This is a genomic window from Psychroserpens algicola (assembly GCF_014526325.1).
Lineage (GTDB): Bacteria > Bacteroidota > Bacteroidia > Flavobacteriales > Flavobacteriaceae > Psychroserpens > Psychroserpens algicola.
The window spans coordinates 181,617-207,077 of record NZ_JACNMJ010000003.1 but is presented as its reverse complement, the minus strand read 5'-3'; the positions used below and the strand labels follow the sequence as shown (position 1 = coordinate 207,077).

The following is a 25,461-nucleotide window of genomic DNA, read 5'->3' as shown; positions in this document are numbered from 1 at the left end:
GTATTAACTTAAGTTTGTACCATAATTTTATTAGTCCCAAACTAAAATTTAACCGCTTATGAAAACTTCTACACTTTCACTTAGAAAGTATGCACTAATGTGTTGTATACTTTTACTATCAATCTTATCATACTCACAAACTACAATTGCTTATCATACATTTGGATCTAATTTAGAAGGTTGGACCGATGGAGGAACTCAAGCAGGACGTAATTTTAATGGTAATAGTTGTACCAATTATGGAGCAATTTACACCTACTATGATTTTGATTTAGACAGTAGTGCTTACTTAAGTTCTCCAACTTACGATTTTACACCATACACAGACATTACAATATCATTCTGTAATATCAATAGTAATCGTCAGGATACAGGAGATGGTTATGATTTAGAATACTTTGACGGTTCTAGTTGGACATTAATAGAAGATTATAGAAAAGGAACTGATTATTTTGGATCAGGTCAAGAGTCATTTAGTGTCTCTATAAATTCAGGAACATATACGTTTGACGCCAATTCTAGAATTAGATTTGTTGGAAGATGTAATGCTACAAACGAATGGGCTGTTTGGGATGATGTCCTTATTACTGGTACTGGTTGTGCTACTCCAATAAACTCATTCCCATATACTGAAGGTTTTGAATCAGGATTAGGAGACTGGTCTCAAGATACTGGAGACGATAGAGATTGGACTCGTAATTCAGGAGGAACACCTTCATCAGATACAGGTCCTAATAGTGCTAATGGAGGTTCATGGTATATGTTTACAGAAGCCAGTGATCCCAACTTTAATGATGTATTCAATTTAGTAAGTCCGTGTTTTGACTTATCTGCAGCATCGACAGCTGATTTTTCATTTTATTACCATATGTACGGTTCTGACATGGGAACTCTAGACGTAGAAGTAAGTACCGATGGTGGAGCTTCTTACTCTACTCCTGTCTGGACACAATCCGGACAAGTACAAACAAGTAGCGGCCAAGCATGGATTTTAGCTAATGTAGATTTAAGTAGCTACGTTGGTCAAGTTATCATGATACGCTTTAATGGTACAACAGGCTCAAACTATAGAGGTGATATGGCTATTGATGACATTTCATTAACTACTGCTGTAGTTTCTGGTCCTGAAATTAGTGTTCTGGGTAACGGAACTACTATTGCTGATGGAGACACAACACCTTCGGCAGCTGATGATACAGATTTCGGAACAGTAAGTGTTACCTTGGCGACTCAAGTTAATACATTTACAATTCAAAACTTTGGAACTACAACTTTAAATTTAACTGGACCTTCGCCTTATGTATCCATTTCTGGTGCTCATGCAGGAGATTTTACTGTTACTTCAACACCTTCAAATACCATAGGAGCTGGAGGAGCCTCAACAACATTTGATATTACATTTAATCCGAGTGCTGTTGGACTTAGAACTGCAACAGTAACCATTTTAAATGACGATTCAGACGAAAACCCTTACACCTTCAATATACAAGGTAATGGTCTGTCTCCCTTACCTGAGATTGACGTACAAGGAAATGGTACTTTAATCGTAGATGGGGACACAACACCTTCTGCTGTCGATGACACTTATTTTGGAGTTGTAAACCCGGTAAGTGGTTCAAACACAAATACATTTACAATTCGAAATACAGGAGCTTTACCATTATCTGTAGGAACTATTTCTATAACTGGTGCTCATGCTGGAGATTTTACTGTAACATCTGCGCCTGCCGGATCAGTTGGTTCTGGAGGAAGTACAACTTTTGACATTACTTTCGATGCTAGTAGTGTCGGACTTAGAACAGCGTCTGTAAGTATTGCTAATAATGATGGTGATGAAAATCCATACAACTTTGACATTGAAGGCTCAGGTATTTCTGGACCTCCATCATACACTACTTATTTTGAAGATTTTGACATAACAAATGGTGGTTGGACTAGCATTACATCTACAAATGATTCTTGGGTTTGGACGAATAGCTTTCCAACAAATGAGTTAGGTGAAGGCAGTTTTTGGAGAAACAATAATTTTGACAACTACAATAACAATACAGATATTGTCATACAAAGTCCTGTAATTGATCTTTCAGGTTTGTATAATTTACAACTAAGTTTAGATGTTAAGTGTAAAACAGAAGATAGTGATGATGGAATGATTATTCAGTATTCTATATCTGGAGGCACATGGACAACACTTGGAGCTTCTGGTGATGGAACTAATTGGTATGAAGGCAGTACATCTGTATTTGGTAGCGATGCCTGGAATGGAGATACACACACAGCTTCTCCAACATTTAATCCTCACAATCAATTTAACAACACAAGAATAGATCTTGATGAGAGTACATTTTCTAATCAGAGTAATGTAAGATTTAGAATTCAGTTTAGAAGTGATGGTTCTAATGTTGATGATGGTGTCGCCTTTGATAACTTCAGAATTGAAGCAGATCCAATTACAAGTTTATCTAATGCTTCTGTAGCACCTGCTAACCTTACAAACAATTTAAGACTTTGGTTAAAAATGAATGAAGGCATCTCTGCTTCTGATGGAGATCCTTTAACATCTTGGGAAGATCAAGCTTATGCCACAGCCTTAGATAAAGAAGATGCTAGCGCTGCTAGTTCGATTGCACCTACTTATAGAGACAATGCTACTAGAAATATCAATTTTAATCCAGTAGCCGACTTTGACCATAATAATATAGAATACATGAATGGTAAAGGTGGATTCTTTTCGCAAGATTATTACGTCGTTTTTCATAGTGATGATGAAGTAGATACCAATACTGGTGCTTTTTCTCCAGGAAGACAATTTGCTATTGGAGGACGATTTTCAGCCATTAGCTTCCATGAAGACCCAACTGGTTTAGGCTTAGGAAGTGTTTCTGCAAGATACACAGATGAAATCCTGTCTCATACTGTTGATTCTTATCCATTGTCTGGACCTCCAGATGCCGATTCTTATGGTAGAGCTTTTACAACTACTACAGACAGTTACCAAAATCATCCTACCATTGTAAATGTGAGAACAAATGGAGCTGGTACAGCTTCAGAAATTTATAAAAACGGAAAACGCGTTGACAATACAACTGGTGTTTCTGGTGATGGTGGAACTCTTAATTTCACTGAATTTAACAACTTATCCTTTTTAATAGGAACTGGACGAAGTGGAATTGCAGGAAGAACATCATCACAAATGAATGGTATGATTGCTGAAGTGATTTCTTATGTATCTCCTAATTCAGCTTTAAATCAACAAAAAATACAAAGTTATTTAGCATTAAAATACGGCGTTACTTTACAAAGTTCATCGTCTGCCTATGCCCATAGCAATCACAGACAAAATGATGTTGATTATATCGACTCTCAAGGCACAGTGATTTGGGATACAAGTGCTAATAGTGCATACAATTATGATATTGCTGGTATTGGACGTGATAATGCATCTATACTAAACCAAAAGCAATCTAAAAGTCAGAATGTTGAAAGTGATGGAACAGGATTTACAAGTGGATTCTTAACCATGGGCTTAACAGACATCTATGATACAAACAAATTAAATCAATCTGGTAACGCTACAAATTTTAACGACCGAGAATTTCTAGTATGGGGAAATAATGGAGCAGATATTAACTTAGCCTCATCTACAATTACGGTTAATATGAGTGCTGGTATTTCTCCTGCGCTTACAACTGATGTGTCGTTTACAGCTATGCAACGTGTTTGGAAGGTTGTTGAAACTGGTGGAGATATTCCTTCAGTAAAAGTAAGACTACCACAAAACGCTATTAGAAACATTTCACCTCCTGGTAATTATTACATGTTTATCTCTAGTACTGGTGTATTTGATCCAACTGCAGATTATAGAGTAATGACTGCCGACGGAAATGGTAATCTAGAAACTAATTACGATTTTGATGGTACAAAATATATCACTTTTGGTTATGCGCCTCAGGTTATTGTTGAACGTTCTGTTTATTTTGATGGTGCTGTAGATTATATTGATGTTGAAGATGCTTTAGATCTTAACCCAACAGGATTCACAATCTCTGCATGGATAAAAAGAGATGCTGCAGATTCTGGCACTAAATCTATTCTATCAAAAAGAGATGCAACGTTTACTCAAGGTTATGACTTAAGAATTTTAAATAATGATAGAATTCAATTGTGGTGGAAAAACGGAACAAATCAAATATTAAACGCTCCTACACGAATTCCTGATGGCGAGTGGCATCATATTGCTGCAATTTATGACGGTACGCGAGCATCGATATACATTGATGGTGTATTGAGTATTTCTGATAACAGAACACCTCCTGTAGACACTAATGAATCCTTCTATATTGCAGCGGCTGGTAAAAACAGTCCAGTTCAACACTTTAGAGGAAATATTGACGAAGTACGTATCTGGGATACAGATTTAACTATAGACCAAGTACGATTCATTATGAATCAAGAAATTTTAGAAAACACAGCTTTTGTTGCTGGAGATGTATTACCAACTACGATTACTAAAAATGATGTTGGTACGATTCCTTGGACAGAATTAGCAGGATATTACCCGATGTCAACATATACGTATACAAATACAGAAGATGCTTCTGGTAATGGAAATCAAGGTGCATTACGAAACTTAGATACAGTTGACAGACAAACTGCTCCGCTTCCATATGAATCTCAAGCTAATGGTGATTGGACTACAGAGGCTACGTGGTTAAATAATGCTGTTCAAACCTTACCAAACGCATTATCTATTGTAGATAATGTTACTCCGATAGACTGGAACATTGTTAGAATAAGTCATGATGTGACTATCGATACTGAAGTTGTATTAGGAAGAGATCGACAAGTACTCGGATTAATGCTAGATGCCGGAGAGTTAACAGTTGATGGCAACAATGCCGATGCTGCTGCAGGAAACGGTTTAACAGTGTCACACTATTTAAAACTTGACGGAAAAATTGACCTTGAAGGACAGTCACAATTGGTTCAAACAATTGGTAGTGACTTAGATCCTACATCATCTGGTTCTTTAGAAAAGGATCAACAAGGAACTGCCGATGTATACACTTATAATTACTGGTCTTCTCCAGTTGGAGAAACTAATGCCACAACAAATAACAATTCATATTCTGTTACAGATGTGATGTATGATGGCGTCAACCCAATAAACTTCATAACATCAGGATATGATGGTGCAGATGGTGCTACTATTAGTATTGCTGATTACTGGATTTGGAAATTTGCAAATCAGTTAGACGATGACTATTCAGCTTGGCAACATGTACGCCGTAATGGAACACTTTTAACAGGTGAAGGGTTTACGATGAAAGGGCCAGGTTCTGGAACCATTGTAGATCAACAAAACTATGTGTTCTTAGGAAAACCTAACAATGGAGATGTGAACCTTACACTCAATGCAGGAAACGATTACCTCGTTGGTAACCCATACCCTTCTGCAATTGACGCCAACCAATTCATTACAGATAACGGACCAAATATTACTGGTGCTGGTGCTGACCCTTTAATTAGTGGTACACTTTATTTCTGGGAACATTGGGGAGGCGGAAGTCATAATTTAGCCGAATACCAAGGTGGTTACGCAACTTATAACTTCTCAGGAGGTGTTGGTGCTCCATCATTAGGAACCAATGATCCAGATGTAGCTACAGGCGGAACACCTACAAAGTTACCTGCCCGTTACATCCCAGTAAGTCAAGGATTCTTCGTAGTTGGTGAAAGCACAGGAACTATTAACTTTAATAACGGTCAGCGTGTGTATAGAAAAGAAGCGCCTGGTACTTCAATATTTGTTAGAAATGATGGCAGTAGTGCTAACACAGCTTATAACAATGAGGATCTAGATGATCGTATGAAATTTAGAATTGGTTTCAATTCAATTAATACTATTCACAGACAGTTATTATTAACTATTGATGAAAATACGACAACTGGATTTGACTGGGCATTTGATGCTAAAATCTATGACAATCAAATGGATGATTTATACTGGATTATAGATAGTGAAAAATATACAATTCAGGGAAGTAATGAAGCTGAACCAGAAAGTGTATACCCACTAGGAATTAAAACCAGTGATAGCGGTTTAAACACCATTACTATTGACAGTTTAGAAAATGTACCTGATAGTATTGAAATTTACATTCATGATATCGATAATGATACGTATCACAACCTAAGAGAAGGCGATTTTGAATTCTTCCTTCCTGCAGGTGAATATTTAGACAGATTTGAATTAACGTTTAGAGATGTTAATGCCGATTCGCTAAGTGTTGACGATACTGAATTGAGAACCTTAGATGTGTTCTACAATAACGACACTAGAAGTATAGCCTTATTAAATCCTAATTTGGTCGATGTAAAGTCTATTGAATTATTAAACATCATCGGACAAAATATTACAACCATAGAAGATATTTCAGAACTGGACTATTCTGAATACAAAGTTAAGAGCCTAAGCACTGGAACTTACATCATTAAGATAAACACTTTAAGCGGTATGTTGTCTAAGAAAGTTTTGGTGAAATAAATAGACCCAAATCTACCATGATCTTAACTTAAAAACCTCTTTCCTTAATTGGAAAGAGGTTTATTTTTATATCTAATTCTAATTTCTAAAATATTATTGCAATGCAGAAATAAGCTCATCTAAAGTTAACTGCTGCTGTTCACCTGAACTCATATTTTTTAGTGTGTAAGTATGTGATGAAAGTTCAGACTCTCCTAATAATACCACAAAAGGGATGTTACGCTTATTAGCATAATTAAATTGCTTGATTGTTTTTTTATGATCAGGAAACAATTCGGCACTCACTCCTCTTTCTCTAAGCGCTTTAATCGCTTTCATACTTGCCATTGCTTCAGCCTCACCAAAATTAATAAAGAGCACCTTAACAGTGTTGGTAATTGTTTCAGGAAACAAATTCAAATCTTCAAGAACCAAAGCAATACGATCGAGACCAAAACTAATCCCAACGCCACTTACATCTTTTAATCCAAAAATCCCGGTTAAATCATCATAACGACCACCACCTCCAATGGAGCCCATTTTTACACCTTCTGGCGCTGCCACTTCAAAAATAGCACCTGTATAGTAGTTTAAGCCACGAGCCAGTGTCACATCCAATTGAAGTGTAGCTGTTTTTAAGCCCAAGGTATTAATTCCTGTATTGATAAACTCAAGCTCTTCTATACCTTTTTTACCTTCTTCAGATATCGAAAGCATCTCTTTTAATTCGGAAATTTGAGTTCCGAAATCACCTTTTAAATTAAAAAGCGGTTGCAATCTGTCTATTCCAGATTGAGGAATCCCTTTGCTTAACATTTCAGCTTTTACCTTCTCCTCTCCTATTTTATCCAATTTATCTAAAGCTACTGTAAAATCGATGAGCTTATCTTGTGCTCCAATCACTTCTGCAATACCTGATAAAATTTTACGATTGTTAATTTTAATCGTTACACCATGTAAACCTAAAGCAGTAAAAACAGCATCGTAAAGTTGAACGAACTCCACTTCCTGCCATAGAGAATCACTTCCTACAACATCGGCATCACACTGATAAAATTCTCTAAAACGACCTTTTTGAGGACGATCGGCTCTCCAGACTGGCTGAATTTGATAACGCTTAAACGGAAAGTCAATCTCATTTTGATGTTGTACCACATATCTCGCAAACGGAACGGTAAGATCGTAGCGTAGGGCTTTTTCTGAGATACTAGAAGTAATTTTTTGAGAATCTTTAGTTTGATATAAGTCATCATTAACTTTACTTAAATAGTCCCCAGAATTCAAAATCTTAAAAATCAAGCGATCGCCTTCATCTCCATATTTACCCATCAAGGTTTCTGAATTTTCAAAACTTGGGGTTTCAATAGGTTGAAATCCGAAAATTTCAAATTGTGTACGAATGGTGTTAAATATATAATTTCGCTTTGCGACCTCTTGCGGATTAAAATCTCTTGTGCCTTTTGGAATGCTTGGTTTTTGTGCCATAGTTAACGTCCTGAGAAATCAGGAATCTCATTTTTTGTGTTCATTTAAAATTTCCGTAGGAAATAAATGCGCTGAATTCGTTTAATCTAGCACAAAAATATTATAATTTTTAGTCGCATTCGAAACTTATTTCAATTTTATAGTAACTTTATAGGTGTTTTGTAGTCTTATTGTAAAACGCAACCACTTTAGAGACCATATATGTTTTCATTAGTCAGAGAAAATATTCGTATTGCATTCGATTCTATTAAAAGTCAGCTCTTACGAACCATTCTTACCATATTAATCATAGCCATAGGAATAACTGCCTTAGTTTGCATTTTAAGTGCTGTTTCAGCATTACAGAACACCATATCCAGTGATTTTTCTTCGATGGGAGCTAACACCTTTAATATACAGCGTTATGAATTCAACACACAGCGTCGTGGTGATGAAGCTCAAAAAATAAACCCTGTAATCAGTTACCGACAAGTAAAAACTTTTAAAGAAGATTATAATTTTCCATTTACAAAAACTGCCATTTCATTTTTAGGAACACGTACTGCAGAAGTGAAGTTTGACAATAAAAAAACTGATCCTGAGGTACAAGTCTTCGGAATTAATGAACATTTTATACAAAACTCTGGTTTAGAACTAGAAGTGGGACGATCGCTAAATTATTTTGATGTTGAAAACAACAATAGTGTATGTGTGATTGGTAGTGATTTGAAAAAAGCATTACTTGATGATGTCAACCCTTTAAATAAAATGATAAGTATTAGAGGTGCAAAATTTAAAGTTATTGGTGTATTAAAAGAAAAAGGATCAACCTTTGGAAACAATCAGGATTTACGCGTACTGATGCCTATTCAAAAAGCACGAACTATTTTTACAAATCCGAATATCAACTACAATTTAAGCATCAAAACTGAAAAAAAGGATATGCTTGAAGGCGCTCAAGACGAAGCTATTATTTTATTTAGAAATATTAGAGGTCTTAACCCTGTAGAGGAAAACAATTTTGGTTTAGAACGAAGTGATGATTTGATAAATCGTGTAGGCTCAATGACCAGCGTTTTAAATACTATTGCCTGGATTGTCGGAATTATCACCATTTTCGGATCGACTATTGCACTTTTAAACATGATGCTGGTGTCCGTTTCTGAAAGAACAAGAGAAATTGGTGTACGAAAAGCTTTAGGCGCTAAACGCGGTACTATCGCATTTCAGTTTTTAATTGAAACCCTTATTATTAGTCAGTTAGGTGGTTTATTCGGGATTTTACTCGGGATTTTAGCAGGTTGGGGAATTTCTTCCGGACTTGGATTTAAATTTACAACGCCATGGTTTGCGATGATGAGTGCTGTAGGTATCACTTTCATTGTCGCTATAGTTTCTGGTTTGATGCCTGCTGTAAAAGCTTCAAAATTAGATCCTGTAGAATCCTTACGTTATGAATAAATAATACTATTGGTTACTTAAAACGTATTATTTACTCACTAAATTTTCAAAATACTGATATAACTGACCTTTGGTAATTGTAGCGCCTTCTTGGATAAGTTTGAATTTATCTAAGCCTTTATCTTCAGAATAGTCTTTAGTCGCAGTATAAAATTCGACATCATCAGACATCAAATTATCTCTAAACCAATTGTAGCCTTCTTTAGTTGTAATGTCTATATCTGCTTTATTTATTTTTAAAGCAATCAATCGCATTTGCTTTTCGGTACAATGAAACAAGTGCATTTGTTGTGGAGAAATGTGCTCTAAGTAACTAACTTTAGACAATACACCTTCCCATATTAAATCGCTAAACACATCCAGTTCTTGTTCGGCAACTTCAGGTTTATTAGCTTTTATATCGGTCCATTCATCAGCCGTGATAGATTGTGTTGCCAAAAAATTGATAAATTCTTGATGCAATTCTTCAAACTGTTCTTTTGTGAGTCTTGAGTATTTCATTTTGAAATGTTATGCCTTTAAATGTGTAATAACTAAAATTTAGTATTGAAAAAGCCTCAGCATATTTTGCTGAGGCTTTAAAATATTATAGAAAATAACGCTTAAGCTTCTGCGATAACTTCGAAAGTTAAATCTACAGTTACTTCTCTGTGTAATCTAATCACAGCTTCGTACTGACCTAAACGCTTAATGTTACCACCAGTGATAGAGATAAATTTCTTATCTACATCGTGACCTTCATTTTTTAATGCATTTGCTAAATCCATATTGGTAATAGAACCAAATAATTTATCACCTGCAGTAGCGCCTGTTCCAGCTTTAGACGTTAATTTAATATCTAAACCTTTAATTGCTTCAGCAGTTTTTTCAGCATCAGCAATAATTGTTTTCTCTTTGTAAGCTCTTTGCTTTAAAGTTTCTGCTAATACTTTCTTAGCAGATGACGTTGCCATAACAGCTTGTCCTTGAGGAATTAAAAAGTTTCTACCATAACCGTTCTTTACTGTTACAATATCGTCTTTAAATCCTAAGTTCTCAACGTCTTGTTTTAATATAAGTTCCATAGTTATTGGTATTTTATTTTAATAAATCAGCCACATATGGCATTAACGCTAAGTGACGTGCTCTTTTTACAGCAACAGATACTTTTCTTTGGTATTTTAATGAAGTTCCAGTTAAACGTCTTGGTAAAATTTTACCTTGTTCGTTAACAAAACCTAATAACCAATCTGCATCTTTATAATCAACGTATTTAATTCCAGATTTCTTAAAACGACAATATTTCTTCGTTTTACTTGTGTCAATGTTTAATGGAGTTAGATATCTAATTTCTCCATCTTTTTTTCCTTTTGCTTGTTGTTCAATTGAAGACATAATTACGCTTTTTGTTTATCTCTGTTTCTTCTCTTTTCTGCCCAAGCAATCGCATGCTTGTCTAATTTTACTGTTAAGTAACGCATAAAACGCTCATCACGTCTAAACTCTACTTCTAATGGAGTAATTACTTCTCCATCTACAGTGTACTCAAATAAGTGGTAAAATCCACTCTTTTTGTTTTGGATTGGATACGCTAATTTTTTTAAGCCCCAATCTTCTTTGGCTACCATCTTCGCTCCTCTAGAAACAAGAAAATCTTCATATTTCTTTACTGTTTCCTTTATCTGATCATCAGATAAAACGGGATTTAAGATGAAAACAGTTTCATAATGATTCATAAAAATCTATTTTATTGTGTTAAAAATGAGTGCAAAAATAACTATAATTTCTTTTTCTGGCAACGTTTTTGCATATAAAAATTTGGATTCTATTAGTTTCTTAAAATTTTGTTAAAATTAACACTTTACCGATGTTTTTTGGTTTTTAACCGAATTTTTTGTACTATTGTCGATATCTTAACCTAAAATATAATAATGTTATGACTTTAAACTGTGTAGTAGTTGATGATTCTGCGATTCAACGATTATCAATTGTAAAGTTAATTGAGAATCATTCCTCACTTAACCTTATTGCAGAATACAGTAGCGCATTAGAGACCAAGAACGGGCTCAATACTCATAAAGTAGATTTAATCTTCTTAGATATTGAGATGCCTGTACTCAATGGTTTTGAACTGCTCGATGTACTCAACAACAAACCCCAAATTATTTTCGTTACAGGTAAAACTGAATACGCGTTTAAAGCTTTTAATTATGATGCAACCGACTACCTACAAAAGCCTATAACAAGGGAACGTTTTAATACGTCTGTAGAAAAAGCACTTGAGCAACATAAACTTAAGCTAGATTTCAATGAAACTGATGGCGAACATATTTTCGTCAAAAGTAACTTGAAAAAACGAAAAGTTTACATCAAAGATATTAAATGGATTGAAGCACTTGGTGATTACGTAAAACTAGTTACTGAAGAAAACAGCTTGGTCGTTTTATCTACAATGAAAGCTTTCGAACATGAATTACCAGAAGGTAAATTTCTAAGAATCCATAAATCTTATATTGTAAACCTTGATAAGGTTGATCGATTTAACAGTAAAAATGTTGAAGTTGGAGCTTATGAAATTCCATTAAGTAGAAACAAGAAAACCCAACTTGTAGACGCATTAAATAATATTTAAGGCCAATAAAGACGATTTCGTTTGAAGATATAACGTTAAATATTTAACCAATTGACTTTAACTTAGTAATTATCGACATTTAAAATTACTCTTATTGCCCTAAAATCTTTTACACTCAAGAAGCTATTATTTATTTTAATAATAGCTTCTTTTGTTTTTGATAGCGATTGTTTTTGAGGAATCTTTACCAAAATATGCTTTAAATACTGATTACGTATACGAGCTACTGGAGGATATTCCGGACCTAAAACATGGGCGTCAAAAACCGTTCGAAGCGATCTCGCATACCAGTCGGCTCCAATATTTACCCGATTGTAATCTTTATGCTTCAACGTAATTTTTATCATTCGAAACACTGGCGGATATTTATAAATATGTCGCTCATCCAATTGCTCTTCAAACATTTGCTGGTAGTTATTTGTTGAGACTTGCTGAAGTATTTTATGATACGGATTATAGGTTTGAATAAGCACTTTTCCGCGTTCTTCAGTGCGTCCTGCCCTACCCGATACCTGAGCCATTAACTGATAACTGCGTTCATGCGCTCTGAAATCTGGAAAATTGAGCATATTATCAGCATTCATAATGCCAACCAATTTTACATTTCTAAAATCCAAACCTTTGGTCAGCATTTGCGTTCCGACTAAAATATCAATTTCACCTTGCTCCAAAGCGGTTATAATTTTCTCATAACCGTACTTACCTCGGGTTGTATCTAAATCCATACGAGCCACATTATGATCAGGAAATAGCAACTTTGCCTCCTGCTCTACCTGCTCAGTACCAAAACCTTTACTATCTAGTTCTACACTACCACAAGCATCACAGGTTTTAGGCATGACTGTATGATAGCCACAATAATGGCAACGCAACTGATTTCTATATTGATGAAAAGTTAAACTCACATCACAATTAGGACATTGTGGCGAATGTCCGCAAGTTTGACATTCAACTATCGGAGAAAAACCGCGTCGATTTTGAAACAGAATAATTTGATGGTTATTCTTTAAGGTTTCTGTCATTTCCTCTATTAAACGATCACTAAAATGACCTTGCATTCGTTTTCGTTTATGCTTGTCCTTGATATCAACCAGTTCGATATCAGGCATAAGAACATTATTATAACGATGATTTAATTCTACTAAACCGTACTTACCTTGCTTGGCATTATAATAGCTTTCTAAACTTGGAGTAGCTGACCCTAAAAGGGTTTTACTATTGAAAATACTTGCCAACACTATTGCTGTGTCACGAGCATGATATCTAGGTGCTGGATCAAACTGCTTATAAGATGATTCGTGCTCTTCATCAACGATGATAAGTCCTAGATTTTGAAACGGTAACAAAACTGATGAACGGGCTCCTAAAATCACTTGAGCTGTTGGTGCATTATGAAGGACATTATTCCACACTTCAACACGTTCATGAGACGAATACTTACTGTGAAACACCGCGACTTTCTCTCCGAAATAATTTTGAAGACGCTCGACCAATTGCGTTGTTAATGCAATTTCAGGTAATAAATATAAAACTTGTTTATTGGCGTCAAGCTGAGCTTCGATGAGCTTAACATAAACTTCAGTTTTACCTGAAGATGTCACACCATGCAATAATGTAATATTTTGATTTTCAAAAGATTCACTAATATTACTTAAAGCTTTCTTTTGGTGTTCGTTTAAATGTTTTGAAGCTTCATTATCGCCTCCATCATATTGAACTCTATCGGTTTGAATATGATATTCTTCAAGAATACTTTTATCAATTAATGTTTTTATAATCGATGATGACGCACCACTTTCCAGAGATAAATCAGATACCTTGACAGGTTTTTTAGTTTGCGCAGAAACAGAAAATAATGTCATAACCACATCTCTCTGTTTTGGCGCACGGCTTAAATCTTCCATTAAGTTTTGCAGCGACTTTTCTGAGGAGTAATTAGCACCTAACTTGACATAACGGACTAACTTAGGTTTATACTTTTCATAGATTTCTTCTTGAACTGAAATTACATTTTTTTCTAACAAGCGCTTAATAACTGGCAATACATTTTTCTTATCAAGAATTGCCATTAAATCCTGAATTTTTAACGAAGACTGATGGTGTAAGGCTTCGTAAACAATAAACTCATCATCTTTTAAGTCCTCATCATTAAGTCTGACCTCATCATTTTTACTAATTACAGTTTCGCTTTCTAAAATAAAAGCACTTGGCAAAGCAGCACGCATCACCTCTCCCAGGGTACACATATAATAGTTAGAAATCCAAGTCCAATGTTTTAGTTGCTCAGTTGTCACAATTGGAACTTCATCGAGTATTTGGTGAATCTCTTTTGCTTCGTAAACTAAAGGAGCATTGGTGTGAATTTCGATGACTAACGCGGTATAAATTTTTGATTTTCCGAAGGGAACAGACACACGAATACCAGGCTTCAAAAAATCGGCTTCTGCTTTTGTAATAGCATACGTAAAGCTCTTTTCTAAGGGAATTGGTAATATGACATTAATGAAGTAATCCACATGCCAAAGGTAATAGGTTTACACAAAAAAACCATCGTAGAGAGTGATGGTTTTTTACAAGCTATTTTGTAGCATCAATTATCGATTTTAAATAATTTTTTGAGAGCTGATGTGTCAGACTTTTTTTTGCTACGATTCTTTTCATTTCTGGCTTTAGCCTTAGCATTTTGCTGTCCCGCTTCCTTATTTTTACCTGATCTAGCCGCTCGTCCATTTCTTCTAGAGTTCGAATTGACTGATGATAATTTATCTTCACTGAACTTAGGTATATTAGAAATCGTTCCACCATTTTTTTTATCGGCTAACGCTCGTAGAATAGCAGTTCCAGAGTCATAAACTCCCATATAAACCTGATCGTATATCGCTATGGCTTTTTCATACTGCTGATTTTCTTCATAGATCAAAGCGAGTAAAAGTAATTCGTTTCGTGTCGATTTTGGATTATCACTATTAGGATTTACCTCTAGGCTTTTTCTGATATCGGCTTCAGACTCCGCCAAATTCCCAAGATTATAATGCAGTTGTGCTCTAGAAAAATATGCATAAGCATTCGGAGACATTGCTACATATTGATTTTGAGCTTCCAAAGCACTCTCATTTATAGATTCTTGAGCTATGAGTTTTTTACTTAGTTTTCCACGTTCTAAATACTCAAAATATGTTGTACACGTATATACCAATTCTGGTTGTATTTCAACAATCAAATCTCGCCTGGCAATTTGTCCTAATAGGTATTTTTGATTAAGATCTTCTTCAATGATTAACGCATCTATTTGATTAGCAAATTTAGGCAAGGTTTCTCTAAAGCATGTTTTATAAGTATTTTCTGAAAGCGGCCTTTTTAAACTTTCAGTGGTGAGACAATCACACATCTCTGCTCTAAAAGCTGTTTTATAAGCCTGACTATAACTGATATGTATACTAATTATCAAAGTTGTTATGATGCTGATATTTTTCATTTTTTTAAAATTTTAAAAACGATTACTCATTATCTTCCTCATCGTCCTTAGAGCCAATAAAATAAGCCTTCACGGTTTGCATACAGTATTTCAAAGCTTTTTTTGATTTATTCAGATTTATTGTAGCCTTTCCTTTTTTCATGATATTAGCATTTCCGCTAGACATATCATCCACAATTGTTGGCAAAACCTGCCATAGACTATCAATATCTCTTTCAGCCCGTTCAACCAGAGCATCTTCAATTTCCGTAGGTACCTCCACACCCATTTGCGTTAAACTGTCATATACAAACACATTATGATACAGTTCAAAAGCATTATCGACAAAGCGATCTACACTTTGAATTTTAGAGGGTCTCTTTGGTGGTTTTAATCGTTTGGGTTGGGCATAACCACTAAGAGGAATAAAAAAACCAATCAGTATAAATAGAGACAATCGCTGTTGTATACAATAACTTATTTTCATCAGGTTCAAATTAATAGTTAATAATTCCATCCATGGTTAGTATAGCGCCAGAATCTACATTTATAACCGTAGTATTATCAAATACTATTTTCTTTGCTATTTTATCTACACTAAAACCTGTACCACAATCGGTATTATCGCCACCAGAAGATGGAGGATTAGTACAGACGTAACTAAACTCTTCACTATTTTTAACAATAGTCATTGAAATGGCAGTTTCAACTTCGGCATTATCATCGCTATCAAACTGTGCAGCTACTATAACAAAGCCATTAGTGAAATCGGTTGATACCAATTCACCGCCTACTATACTCGTGTTTTCATCAAATAGTACAACTGAACTTGTCGTTCCAGTTGTTGAAAGCGCACTTTCATCAATATTACCAACAACCAGTACACTACCAACAGTAGACGTATCGGTTCCTGATAATTGAATGTTTCCAAAAATATCGCCACTTCCTGAATTACCATCATCGTCGCTTGAACAACCAATTACACATAAAGCCAGTAATACAATTTTTAATACATAAATTTTCGTTTTCATAAGACACAAGTTTCAAGGTTAAAAACTTAAAGAAACCCTTTACTTAAGAAAAAAACCACAGAAAACTTATTATCGTTGACATTGAACATATTAACGTAGCACTTGTAGTCTATTTATGACATTTAATTGCTACTTTTATACAGCTATTTTTTATTAAGGTCTTATATGAAAAGAGTTTTACCAATCATCTTTTTCATGACTTCGCTTTTTTGTTTTTCTCAAAATGCAGTCATAGATTCCCTCGACAGAGTGATTAAAAATCATAAATCTGAAGACACCACATACGTTAATTTAAGGATCTCTTATGTTGCAAAAAAAATGTTTCTGACTCCATCAGACACAACCTGGACGGATTATAATCGTAAAACTTTAGAAATTTCAAAACGTCTCAAATACGCTAAAGGCATTGCATTATCATATAATAGTTTAGGGATTATTCAACATTATTTTCTGTCAGATCCATTAGACGCTTTAGATTATTATCAGGAAAGTTATGCGATTATTGAAAATGAACCTACGCTAAAAAAATATGCCGTTGGTGTGCTTACAAATATTGGACTTATTAATTATGAGCAACAAGAATATGACAAGTCTCTAAAAACCTTTAAAACACTATTAGAATATCCAGATTATAGAACCAACACCCTTTTTAATATTGGCAATATTTATGGCCATAAAAAACAATTAGACTCCTCGATCTATTACTATAAGGACGCTATTTTTGAAGCAGAAAAAAGTAATAATATCATGCATATTGCTAATATTAAAAGCAATTTAGGACTTGTGCAAAGCACTGCAGGATATTTAAATGAAGGCTTAAAAAACACTACTGAAAGCTTAGCACTTGTTGAAGAAAACAATCTTGAGATGCTGAGAGTTTCTGCTTATGTTAATGCTGCCGAAGTGTATTTAAAAAATGACAATATTGAAAAAGCCGAATATTACGCTACCAATAGCTTAAAGCTCAATGAAGCCTTAAACAGTTTGGCTACAAAAAATAGCGCACTAGAAACTCTTGCTCATGTATATGAACGTAAAGGCGATTACAAAAATGCTTTAAGCCATTATAAAGAACATATCATTATAAAAGATAGCGTGATTAATGCTGACAGGAAATTAGAAATTTCGAGAAAGGAAATTCAGTACGAGGCAGATAAAGATCGCGCCATAGCTCAGGTTGAAATAGCGCGTCAAAAATCTATAAAAAATGCTTCAATTATTGGAGGTAGCGGACTTATAGCTGCTTCTTTAATTGGATTTATACTATACAGAAGAAAGCAAGAAGCCGTAACTAAAACCAAAGAAGCCGAATTTAATGCTAAGGTTTCAGATACAGAACTTAAAGCACTCAGGTCGCAAATGAATCCGCATTTTATATTTAATTCGCTAAATTCGATAGGCGACTATATTTTAAAAAATGATACACAATCTGCAAGTGACTACTTGGGCAAATTTGCTAAACTGATGCGTCTAACTTTAGAAAATTCTGAAAAAAGTGAAATTCTACTTTCTGAAGATATTTCGCTTTTAAAAACCTATTTAGATATAGAGCGTAAACGTTTTGAGAATAGATTTGATTATTGCATTGAAGTTGATGACACTTTAGATGTCGATAATATTTTGATTCCGCCAATGATACTTCAACCTTTTTTAGAAAACAGTATTATTCATGGCTTAAATAAAAACACCGAAAAAGGACAAATTATTATTAGTTTTAAAGACCAAAACAATATGATTGTATGTAGTGTCGATGACAATGGTGTTGGACGTCAAAATTCAGAATCAGCAACATCGAATACTAGTAATACATCTATGGGAATTGCTATAACTAAAAGTAGAATTGACATTATTAATAAACTAAAAAACACTAATGGAGACCTTAAAATTATTGATAAGGCTAAAGGCACCAGAGTTGAAGTTTCGCTACCTATACAATTTGCTTACTAGATGATAAAAACGATACTTATTGATGATGAACAACATTGCATCACACGCTTATTGGATTTAATAAATAGGCAACCGAACACTTTTGATATTATTGCAACCTGTACTACTGTTGAAGAAGCTCTAGAGGTGGTTCCAAAGCTACAACCTGATCTCGTGTTTCTAGATATAAAAATTCATGAAAAGACTGGTTTTGATTTTTTAAAAGGTTTAGACACTATCAATTTCAAGATTATTTTCACCACAGCCTTTGACAATTTTGCAATTAAGGCCTTTAAATTTAGTGCTTTTGACTATTTATTGAAACCAATAGATAGTGATGATTTTAGTAATTCGATAGAACGTTTAAAAACGGAACTCTCACAACAATCCATTGAACACCAAATTCAAAATCTGTTTAACAATCTTAAACCCAATCAGGCAAAAATTATAACCATACCTTCATTAACAGGGTTTGAAACACTTAAAGTTGGAGATATTGTTCACCTAGAAGCCGATACTAGTATTACTCATATTTACACTAAAAATAAAAAGATTGTAGTTTCAAAGCCTATTAAATATTATGAAGACCTATTGGATGACACCACCTTTTTTAAGACACATAAGTCGCATTTGATTAATATCAATCACGTCCAAAAATATTATAAAGGAAAGCAGAGTTATGTGGTGATGACTAATAACTCGAAAGTGCCTATTTCCGTACGTAAAAAAGAAGACTTCTTAAGACATTTTAATTAGTTGACTCTAATCCAGTATTGCGTTCTGTAGAAAAAGGCAACATAGCCTCTTACCTGAAGTTTGTTAACATCATCCTCATCTAACTTAAGTCGGCAATCATAAACTTTACCATCTTCAGGATTGGTTATGGTTCCGTTTTTATATGCATTTCCAGACTTGGTCATCTCTTTAATGATATTTAAGCCCAGAATAGGTTGATTATAGTCGGCTCCTTCGCAAAACTGACAAGGCAAATCTCTTTTTTCGGGATCGAATATATCTACGATTTTACCATAGACTTTCCCGTTTTTCATATAGATTTCTACAATAGATTTCTCTTCGCCAGTTTTATCATCTACTGTTTTCCATTGTCCTAAAATACTCTGGGAGTTTATTGACAAACTCATTAAAAGCACCACTATGAGTAACCAATATTTATTCTTCATCCTCAGTTCCTTTTTTCTTTAAACGTCTAATTGTGGCATTTAGTTCATATCCAAGTAATAAAATATTAGCATTAAGCCATAGATAAAATAGTAAAATCAATAAGGCTCCAATAGAACCATAGAGCTTATTATATTGTGAGAAATTTTCAATATAAATACCGAATAAATAAGAAGTTAAAATAATTAACAAGGTGGTAAACAAAGCGCCAATAGAGAAAAACTTTGAAGACTTTCCTTCCTTTGTCCCGAAGTAATACAAGGTTGCTGTAGCCAAGTAAACCATTAACACAAAAAACAGATATTTAGCAAAAACCACCCAAAATAGATTGGCATCTTTAGATGCGTACTCTAAATTTTCAAACTGTTCATATAAAGGTTGTATGACATAAATTTGAAAATATCCAAAAACCGCAACAGTAAGAATTAATAATAAGGCCAAAATCAATGCAACACCCAGCGCATAGAGATATTGCTTAAATACATTTCTAGTCAGTTCCTGATGGTAAGAATTCTCAAACCCTGAAAACACAGCATTTACACCATTAGCCATTAGAAACACAGACACTAAAAGCACTGATGATAAAAGACCACCTCGTTCTGTACTTTCGATATTATCAAAAATATTTGTAAAGAAAAAATCAGATGTTTGAGGCGGAAGAAAGGAATCTAAAAATGCTAAAAACTCTGTTCTAAAACCTTCGATTGGGATATATGGAATGACGATTAAAACAAATAGTAAAAACGGAAATATCGCTGTAAAAAAACTAAAAGCAATGGCACTCGCTCTGGCTGTTAGAGCTCCTTTGAAAATGCCTATAGCATACAATTCGAGTAAATCATAAAATGACAAACCTTCGAGTCCGGGAAGTTTTAATTTCCTAAGTAAATCTACAATTCGATTAACAATAGGAATCCCACTTAGTATCTCTTTTAAGGATTTTGACATTAAACAGCTTTTAAGCTTAAATCTAAATTATATACAGAATGTGTTAATGCTCCAGAAGAAATATAATCCACACCACATTCGGCATACTTCCTAATTGTTTTTTCATTAATTCCTCCTGAAGATTCGGTTAAGCACTGGTCGCCAATTAATGCAACAGCAGTTCTGGTATCTTCATAATTAAAGTTATCAATTAAAATACGATACACGCCTTCTGTTTCGAGAATTTCTTTAATTTCATCAAGATTTCTCGCTTCGACAATAATTTTTAAATCGCGATTGGTATCTTTTAAATACTGTTTGGTTGTATTGATTGCTTTTGTGATGCCTCCAGAAAAATCAATATGATTATCTTTAAGCATAATCATATCGTATAATGCGAATCTATGATTCTCGCCTCCACCAATCTTTACAGCCCATTTTTCGAGAGCTCTAATTCCTGGTGTCGTTTTTCGAGTATCTAGAATTTTTGTTCCTGTTCCCTCTAACAAATCAACAAAATGTCTGGTCTTAGTCGCAATTGCGCTCATACGTTGCATGGCATTGAGCACCAAACGTTCAGCCTTTAAAATTGATTGTGAAGCACCTTCGACATAAAATACAATATCGCCATATTTGACTTGACTTCCATCTTCAATAAGAGTTTCGACAGTCATATCTTTATCAACATAAGCAAAGACTTTTTTGGCAAACTCCACACCAGCAATAACGCCTTCATCTTTTACCAAAAGCTTTGCTTTTCCTTTAGCTGAAGCTGGAATACAAGCCAATGAACTATGGTCACCATCACCAACGTCTTCACGAATTGCATTTGAAATTATAAGGTCTATTTCTGTGTTGAATTGTTCTTTAGAAATCATATCGATGTATTTATTGTAAAAATAGTAATTGCAACTTAAAAAGTTTAAAAAAATAAATTGCAAATTATAAAAAAGTATAACTTTGAAACATGACAATTAAACTTCTAGCCATAGGCAAAACAGATCATACAGATTTACAATCATTAATTGATGAGTACCAGAAGCGTTTAGGGTTTTATGTGAAGTTTGAATTTGAAATCATTCCAGACCTAAAAAAAACCAAAAACTTAAGTGAAGATCAGCAAAAACAAAAAGAAGGTGAGCTTATTTTAGGAAAGCTCAATTCTACCGATGTTATGATAGTACTCGACGAAAACGGAAAACAATTAGATTCGGTTAACTTTTCTCAATACTTACAGAAGCATATGAATTCTGGAATTAAACAACTGGTATTTGTAATTGGAGGTCCGTACGGGTTTTCACCAGAGGTGTATCAAAAAGCAAATGGGAAACTGTCATTATCTAAAATGACCTTTTCCCATCAAATGATTCGCTTATTTATGATTGAGCAATTGTATCGAGGCTTCACTATTTTAAAAAATGAGCCTTACCATCATCGCTAAATCTTTAACTTACTTTCTTAAACACTACGTTTTTACGCTTTTTTAGCTGGCGTTCTAAATCACTTATCGTTTGCCTTACTGCAACTTCATATTTTTTCTCATTAGATGTTGCAAATAATCGCGGTCCAGGCAAACTCAACCTAATACTGCACACAGCATTATTTTCATGTTCATTAAGATCTTTCTTAAAAAACACGTCTGCACCAACTACAAACTCGTATCTGTTAAATAATTTACTTAGTTTCTCTTCGGTAAAAGCGCTTAGGGTTTCGCTTACATCGACATCTACATACTGAAAATTTACATTCATAATCATTCTCGTTTTAGGTTAATTTCTTAACTCTAATTTACAAAATTTTCATGAATCTAACACTCCGAATGTCATAAAGTATTGGTAATTTTTTCTAAAAGAAATTCTAGTTCTTTTTAATCAAAGTTAGAATTTCTTCATTCCCTGAACGACTCATCGTAAATGATAAAGTGTCATTACTAAGTGTCTTGATTTCTACTGCAATCTCTAATTTATTTTCAGGCATTGAATATAAAATCCCATCTACAATTTTATAGGTACCTTTGGTGTTTTGAGCACCAACCTGAGATGTATAGGTTTTATCACTTTTAAAACTGAAATAGGCATTATCATTACATTTATCCTGAGATGATGCTGTATCAATCCAGCTTACACATTCCCATTCACCTACAATTGCTTCTGCATACTTTGCATCGGCACAAGACAGTATAAAGCACACAGACAACAGTAATAATATCTTTTTCATCATATTTAATTTTAAGTAAATGTAGCATAAAACAACCCAGAATATCAGAATAAAACGGTTTATTATTAAACCGACTTATAAAATTCGTCGTCATTAACAACTAAGGTGGTTAACTCTACAGTATGTCCGTCTGGATCATTAGTATATATAGAGTGAAAATAAAAATGATCTTGAATGCTAAATTCTAAATTGAGGTTTTTATATCGTTGTTTTGCTTTTTCAAAATTCTCATTAGTCACATTAAAAGCAAAGTGATCAATTTGTATGGGATGCTCATTCTTATCAAACTGTGTATTGTTTTGCTTTGCTGGAAACAATGCAATACCAGATTTACCAGAAAGCATAAAAACAGGAAACTCTCCCCATTCAGGAAGCTTGTAAGTTTTAAGTCCGAGTACCTCCTCATACCAGTTTATAGATCGGGATATATCGCTCACACGAATAGCCACGTGGTCTAAAAAAATTAACTCTATGAGATTATCTTCAGCCATACACTAACGTTTAGTCTAAAGCTAATAATTGAGACACATTCTTTTTAAAAATAGTATAGACTTCAGATGATTTTTGAGCATCGCCAACTGCATTCAAATAAACTTCTAATAACATATGATTATGCTGATCTTTTGTAGTATCACCTGTAAACTTATAAAAAGCCATTGACCAGTCATTCCACAGTGTATCATAGGTAGAAGTTTCAACCAATGTTATGACGTTTTCATGCCTATGATCTGATTTAATTTTAGCATATAAATTTGTGATATCTGCTTTAGCTCCTTCTATAATTTGTATGAATCTGTTATTATTATAGATAATGCATCCAGTAATGTTATGAGTTTTATTAAACTGCTTTGCTTTGAGTAACATCGTGTCTATTTGAGCAATAGTAAAATCTGCTTTAGCTTTGGATTGATAGATTACAGAATAAGACATAAAAAAAATTAAAATTATGAGTTGACGACTAACAGGTCTGGATTAGAGATACATTTTGATGGAAGAACTCCAAAGTGATTTTTAAAAATTTTAGAGAAATAGCTTCGACTTGAAAAGCCAACACTATAAACTAACTCAGACACGTTTAAATCGGACTCATAGATTAATTTTGCAGCTTTTTCTAAACGTTTTTCTGTCACATAATTTGACACGGTTTTATCATAGAGATATTTGAACCCTATTTGAAGTTTAGACGCATTAAGACCTGCAATGGATTCTAGCCTTCGAATAGATAGGTTTTCTGATAAATTATTTTCAATAAATGTCTCTAATGCAAGTAATTTGTCAATCTCATATAATCGTAAAGGCGCTTTACTATAATCATTTGAGATATCTTTTAAATACCTATCGACTTGAGATGCTATCGTATTTAAAATGGCTGCTTCTTTGAATAATATTTCAGAAGGCGTTTTAAAACCATACTTCATTATATCATTAACATAATTTGATGTTCTAAAACAGACTCTTCCTGAATACAGTTGATTTCCATTGGCATAAAAATCTGACAAACAACTAAAGGCATTTAAACGTAATTCATTTAAATCTTCCTTGTCTGATGTATTCAGATCTGGGTAATAAGAAATCAAACTTACTTTTAAGGACTTGTTAGCAGGAAATTTAATTATGCTTGTCGTCGTTTGACTCCTGTTGACAATAGTGTTTTGTCTAAAATTCACAGGAATGAAATTAGACTGGCTTCCAAACTTATGATCCACATGACCTTCTAAACAAAATATAAAATCGATGACCTTACTTGCATCTCCTATTAAATGCAACGTGACTTCCTTATGAAAAGTAACCTCAAAAACAATAACAGAAATATCATTAGAAATTAATGTCATTGAAATGTTACCTTTCCCAAACTCATCCCGTAACTGAGTGTAAGCAAAAGCTTTACCTTTAACACACTTATCGCCTATTTCATTAGAAATGGCTTCAAGGTTTTCTAAATGTTTAATATATGTTGCCTGAAGCTTTATCATATGATTACTGCGATTTTAGTTTGCGCGTAATTCAAATTTAACTCTTTTATTATAATTTTACGGTTTAATCTAATAATTAAATTCCATGCAACTCGTATTCGCTACACACAATCTCAATAAGCTCAAGGAAGTACAACGTTTAATTCCTGAGCATATCAAATTGATTAGCTTAAGCGATATTGGTTGTTTTGAAGATATACCAGAAACTCAACTAACTATTGAAGGTAATGCTATTCAAAAAGCTGAGTTCATTAAAACGCAATACGGTTATGCTTGTTTTGCCGATGATACAGGCTTAGAAGTTGATGCATTAAATGGAGCACCTGGTGTTTTTAGTGCGCGTTATGCTGGAGAACAACGCGATGCCAATGACAACATGGATTTGCTGCTAAAAAATCTTGACGATAAACCTAACAGAACCGCTCAATTTAAAACCGTAATCGCCTTGCAACTTAACGACCATTTAAACACATTTACTGGTATTTGCAAAGGTGAAATCACCAAAGAAAAGCATGGTCAAGGAGGCTTTGGATACGATCCTCTATTTAAAGCAGAAGGTTATGATGCAACCTTTGCTGAAATCTCATTAGAAGAAAAAAACAAGATTGGCCATCGTGGGAAAGCTATTCGTAAGCTTGTCGAATTTTTAAATACCTTGTAAAGCAGTACATTAAAGACTGTGTATGTCATTG

The 25,461-nt window shown here is 34.0% G+C and carries 24 protein-coding genes; 7 read left to right on the top strand and 17 right to left on the bottom strand.

All coding sequences use genetic code 11. The features are described 5' to 3' along the window. Window positions 1-58 precede the first annotated feature (58 nt). Window positions 59-6,547: a choice-of-anchor D domain-containing protein gene (locus H7350_RS09530; protein WP_204345676.1), complete on the top strand. Its 6,489-nt coding sequence runs from the start codon at window positions 59-61 to the stop codon at window positions 6,545-6,547. Between the two features lie 93 nt (window positions 6,548-6,640). Here the strand turns inward: H7350_RS09530 and hisS are convergent, their stop codons facing one another. Next, the gene (gene hisS, locus H7350_RS09525) at window positions 6,641-8,011 is read right to left on the bottom strand and encodes a histidine--tRNA ligase (protein ID WP_204345675.1); all 1,371 of its coding nucleotides are present in this window, start codon (window positions 8,009-8,011) and stop codon (window positions 6,641-6,643) included. Between the two features lie 201 nt (window positions 8,012-8,212). Here hisS and H7350_RS09520 point away from each other — a divergent pair, with 201 nt between their 5' ends. Continuing rightward, window positions 8,213-9,451 carry an ABC transporter permease gene (locus tag H7350_RS09520; RefSeq protein ID WP_204345674.1) on the top strand — a complete coding sequence of 413 codons (1,239 nt, stop codon included), beginning with the start codon at window positions 8,213-8,215 and terminating at the stop codon, window positions 9,449-9,451. A gap of 27 nt (window positions 9,452-9,478) precedes the next feature. Here H7350_RS09520 and H7350_RS09515 read toward each other — a convergent pair whose 3' ends face one another. The 4 genes from H7350_RS09515 to rpsF all read right to left on the bottom strand — a co-directional run bounded on the left by H7350_RS09515 (window position 9,479) and on the right by rpsF (window position 11,166). Continuing rightward, entirely contained in the window at window positions 9,479-9,952 is a 474-nt protein-coding gene (locus tag H7350_RS09515) for a DUF6495 family protein (protein WP_204345673.1), read from the bottom strand. Window positions 9,953-10,053: 101 nt separating this feature from the next. Next, a complete protein-coding gene (gene rplI / locus H7350_RS09510; RefSeq protein ID WP_204345672.1) occupies window positions 10,054-10,515 on the bottom strand; it encodes a 50S ribosomal protein L9 in 462 nt (153 codons plus the stop codon). A 13-nt stretch (window positions 10,516-10,528) separates the two neighbouring features. After that, a complete protein-coding gene (gene rpsR / locus H7350_RS09505; protein ID WP_028873640.1) occupies window positions 10,529-10,825 on the bottom strand; it encodes a 30S ribosomal protein S18 in 297 nt (98 codons plus the stop codon). A 2-nt stretch (window positions 10,826-10,827) separates the two neighbouring features. Further along, entirely contained in the window at window positions 10,828-11,166 is a 339-nt protein-coding gene (rpsF, locus tag H7350_RS09500) for a 30S ribosomal protein S6 (RefSeq protein ID WP_204345671.1), read from the bottom strand. A gap of 200 nt (window positions 11,167-11,366) precedes the next feature. On the opposite strand from rpsF, the gene H7350_RS09495 reads away from it, so the two are divergent. Beyond that, the gene (locus H7350_RS09495; RefSeq protein WP_040254020.1) at window positions 11,367-12,062 is read left to right on the top strand and encodes a LytR/AlgR family response regulator transcription factor; all 696 of its coding nucleotides are present in this window, start codon (window positions 11,367-11,369) and stop codon (window positions 12,060-12,062) included. Window positions 12,063-12,124: 62 nt separating this feature from the next. Here the strand turns inward: H7350_RS09495 and priA are convergent, their stop codons facing one another. From priA to H7350_RS09475, 4 genes are all read right to left on the bottom strand, one after another. Next, the gene (gene priA, locus H7350_RS09490; RefSeq protein ID WP_204345670.1) at window positions 12,125-14,578 is read right to left on the bottom strand and encodes a replication restart helicase PriA; all 2,454 of its coding nucleotides are present in this window, start codon (window positions 14,576-14,578) and stop codon (window positions 12,125-12,127) included. Window positions 14,579-14,652: 74 nt separating this feature from the next. After that, the gene (locus H7350_RS09485) at window positions 14,653-15,537 is read right to left on the bottom strand and encodes a tetratricopeptide repeat protein (protein ID WP_204345669.1); all 885 of its coding nucleotides are present in this window, start codon (window positions 15,535-15,537) and stop codon (window positions 14,653-14,655) included. Between the two features lie 22 nt (window positions 15,538-15,559). Then, window positions 15,560-15,973, bottom strand: coding sequence for a hypothetical protein (locus H7350_RS09480; RefSeq protein ID WP_204345668.1), 414 nt, complete (start codon window positions 15,971-15,973; stop codon window positions 15,560-15,562). Window positions 15,974-16,013: 40 nt separating this feature from the next. Further along, window positions 16,014-16,547, bottom strand: coding sequence for a hypothetical protein (locus H7350_RS09475; RefSeq protein ID WP_204345667.1), 534 nt, complete (start codon window positions 16,545-16,547; stop codon window positions 16,014-16,016). 195 nt (window positions 16,548-16,742) lie between these two features. Between H7350_RS09475 and H7350_RS09470 the strand changes: the two genes are divergently transcribed. Together H7350_RS09470 and H7350_RS09465 are read left to right on the top strand one after the other, a co-directional pair. Beyond that, entirely contained in the window at window positions 16,743-18,494 is a 1,752-nt protein-coding gene (locus H7350_RS09470) for a tetratricopeptide repeat-containing sensor histidine kinase (RefSeq protein WP_204345666.1), read from the top strand. Beyond that, window positions 18,495-19,229: a LytR/AlgR family response regulator transcription factor gene (locus H7350_RS09465; RefSeq protein ID WP_204345665.1), complete on the top strand. Its 735-nt coding sequence runs from the start codon at window positions 18,495-18,497 to the stop codon at window positions 19,227-19,229. Here H7350_RS09465 and H7350_RS09460 read toward each other — a convergent pair. The 3 genes from H7350_RS09460 to nadC are packed head-to-tail and all read right to left on the bottom strand — an operon-like array spanning window position 19,226 to window position 21,457. Further along, complete coding sequence (locus tag H7350_RS09460; RefSeq protein WP_204345664.1) at window positions 19,226-19,654, bottom strand: DUF2147 domain-containing protein; 429 nt, start codon at window positions 19,652-19,654, stop codon at window positions 19,226-19,228. The two genes, H7350_RS09465 and H7350_RS09460, sit on opposite strands and share 4 nt — an antisense overlap. Next, window positions 19,644-20,600 carry a YihY/virulence factor BrkB family protein gene (locus H7350_RS09455; RefSeq protein ID WP_204345663.1) on the bottom strand — a complete coding sequence of 319 codons (957 nt, stop codon included), beginning with the start codon at window positions 20,598-20,600 and terminating at the stop codon, window positions 19,644-19,646. The genes H7350_RS09460 and H7350_RS09455 overlap by 11 nt, the downstream gene beginning before the upstream one ends. Beyond that, window positions 20,600-21,457, bottom strand: a complete 858-nt coding sequence (gene nadC / locus H7350_RS09450; protein ID WP_204345662.1) for a carboxylating nicotinate-nucleotide diphosphorylase — start codon at window positions 21,455-21,457, stop codon at window positions 20,600-20,602. Before nadC ends, H7350_RS09455 begins: the two co-directional genes overlap by 1 nt. Before the next feature lie 89 nt (window positions 21,458-21,546). Between nadC and rlmH the strand changes: the two genes are divergently transcribed. Continuing rightward, window positions 21,547-22,020, top strand: coding sequence for a 23S rRNA (pseudouridine(1915)-N(3))-methyltransferase RlmH (gene rlmH, locus H7350_RS09445; protein WP_204345661.1), 474 nt, complete (start codon window positions 21,547-21,549; stop codon window positions 22,018-22,020). Between the two features lie 4 nt (window positions 22,021-22,024). Here rlmH and H7350_RS09440 read toward each other — a convergent pair whose 3' ends face one another. The 5 genes from H7350_RS09440 to H7350_RS09420 form a co-directional block, all read right to left on the bottom strand. Beyond that, window positions 22,025-22,330: an HPF/RaiA family ribosome-associated protein gene (locus tag H7350_RS09440; RefSeq protein ID WP_204345660.1), complete on the bottom strand. Its 306-nt coding sequence runs from the start codon at window positions 22,328-22,330 to the stop codon at window positions 22,025-22,027. 106 nt (window positions 22,331-22,436) lie between these two features. Next, a complete protein-coding gene (locus tag H7350_RS09435) occupies window positions 22,437-22,796 on the bottom strand; it encodes a lipocalin-like domain-containing protein (RefSeq protein WP_204345659.1) in 360 nt (119 codons plus the stop codon). A 65-nt stretch (window positions 22,797-22,861) separates the two neighbouring features. Then, window positions 22,862-23,287 carry a VOC family protein gene (locus H7350_RS09430; protein WP_204345658.1) on the bottom strand — a complete coding sequence of 142 codons (426 nt, stop codon included), beginning with the start codon at window positions 23,285-23,287 and terminating at the stop codon, window positions 22,862-22,864. Between the two features lie 10 nt (window positions 23,288-23,297). Further along, on the bottom strand, window positions 23,298-23,726 hold the full coding sequence (locus H7350_RS09425; RefSeq protein ID WP_204345657.1) for a BLUF domain-containing protein: 429 nt from the start codon (window positions 23,724-23,726) through the stop codon (window positions 23,298-23,300). A 14-nt stretch (window positions 23,727-23,740) separates the two neighbouring features. After that, entirely contained in the window at window positions 23,741-24,769 is a 1,029-nt protein-coding gene (locus H7350_RS09420; protein ID WP_204345656.1) for a helix-turn-helix domain-containing protein, read from the bottom strand. 85 nt (window positions 24,770-24,854) lie between these two features. Between H7350_RS09420 and H7350_RS09415 the strand changes: the two genes are divergently transcribed. Then, complete coding sequence (locus H7350_RS09415) at window positions 24,855-25,430, top strand: non-canonical purine NTP diphosphatase (protein ID WP_204345655.1); 576 nt, start codon at window positions 24,855-24,857, stop codon at window positions 25,428-25,430. Window positions 25,431-25,461 lie beyond the last annotated feature (31 nt).

Bases quoted from the DNA above. Each gene is read 5' to 3' on its own strand.
- H7350_RS09530 (WP_204345676.1), top strand. From the start codon at position 59: ATGAAAACTTCTACACTTTCACTTAGAAAGTATGCACTAATGTGTTGT.
- hisS (WP_204345675.1), bottom strand. From the start codon at position 8,011: ATGGCACAAAAACCAAGCATTCCAAAAGGCACAAGAGATTTTAATCCG.
- H7350_RS09520 (WP_204345674.1), top strand. From the start codon at position 8,213: ATGTTTTCATTAGTCAGAGAAAATATTCGTATTGCATTCGATTCTATT.
- H7350_RS09515 (WP_204345673.1), bottom strand. From the start codon at position 9,952: ATGAAATACTCAAGACTCACAAAAGAACAGTTTGAAGAATTGCATCAA.
- rplI (WP_204345672.1), bottom strand. From the start codon at position 10,515: ATGGAACTTATATTAAAACAAGACGTTGAGAACTTAGGATTTAAAGAC.
- rpsR (WP_028873640.1), bottom strand. From the start codon at position 10,825: ATGTCTTCAATTGAACAACAAGCAAAAGGAAAAAAAGATGGAGAAATT.
- rpsF (WP_204345671.1), bottom strand. From the start codon at position 11,166: ATGAATCATTATGAAACTGTTTTCATCTTAAATCCCGTTTTATCTGAT.
- H7350_RS09495 (WP_040254020.1), top strand. From the start codon at position 11,367: ATGACTTTAAACTGTGTAGTAGTTGATGATTCTGCGATTCAACGATTA.
- H7350_RS09485 (WP_204345669.1), bottom strand. From the start codon at position 15,537: ATGAAAAATATCAGCATCATAACAACTTTGATAATTAGTATACATATC.
- H7350_RS09475 (WP_204345667.1), bottom strand. From the start codon at position 16,547: ATGAAAACGAAAATTTATGTATTAAAAATTGTATTACTGGCTTTATGT.
- H7350_RS09470 (WP_204345666.1), top strand. From the start codon at position 16,743: ATGACTTCGCTTTTTTGTTTTTCTCAAAATGCAGTCATAGATTCCCTC.
- H7350_RS09465 (WP_204345665.1), top strand. From the start codon at position 18,495: ATGATAAAAACGATACTTATTGATGATGAACAACATTGCATCACACGC.
- H7350_RS09460 (WP_204345664.1), bottom strand. From the start codon at position 19,654: ATGAAGAATAAATATTGGTTACTCATAGTGGTGCTTTTAATGAGTTTG.
- H7350_RS09455 (WP_204345663.1), bottom strand. From the start codon at position 20,600: ATGTCAAAATCCTTAAAAGAGATACTAAGTGGGATTCCTATTGTTAAT.
- nadC (WP_204345662.1), bottom strand. From the start codon at position 21,457: ATGATTTCTAAAGAACAATTCAACACAGAAATAGACCTTATAATTTCA.
- rlmH (WP_204345661.1), top strand. From the start codon at position 21,547: ATGACAATTAAACTTCTAGCCATAGGCAAAACAGATCATACAGATTTA.
- H7350_RS09440 (WP_204345660.1), bottom strand. From the start codon at position 22,330: ATGAATGTAAATTTTCAGTATGTAGATGTCGATGTAAGCGAAACCCTA.
- H7350_RS09435 (WP_204345659.1), bottom strand. From the start codon at position 22,796: ATGAAAAAGATATTATTACTGTTGTCTGTGTGCTTTATACTGTCTTGT.
- H7350_RS09430 (WP_204345658.1), bottom strand. From the start codon at position 23,287: ATGGCTGAAGATAATCTCATAGAGTTAATTTTTTTAGACCACGTGGCT.
- H7350_RS09425 (WP_204345657.1), bottom strand. From the start codon at position 23,726: ATGTCTTATTCTGTAATCTATCAATCCAAAGCTAAAGCAGATTTTACT.
- H7350_RS09420 (WP_204345656.1), bottom strand. From the start codon at position 24,769: ATGATAAAGCTTCAGGCAACATATATTAAACATTTAGAAAACCTTGAA.
- H7350_RS09415 (WP_204345655.1), top strand. From the start codon at position 24,855: ATGCAACTCGTATTCGCTACACACAATCTCAATAAGCTCAAGGAAGTA.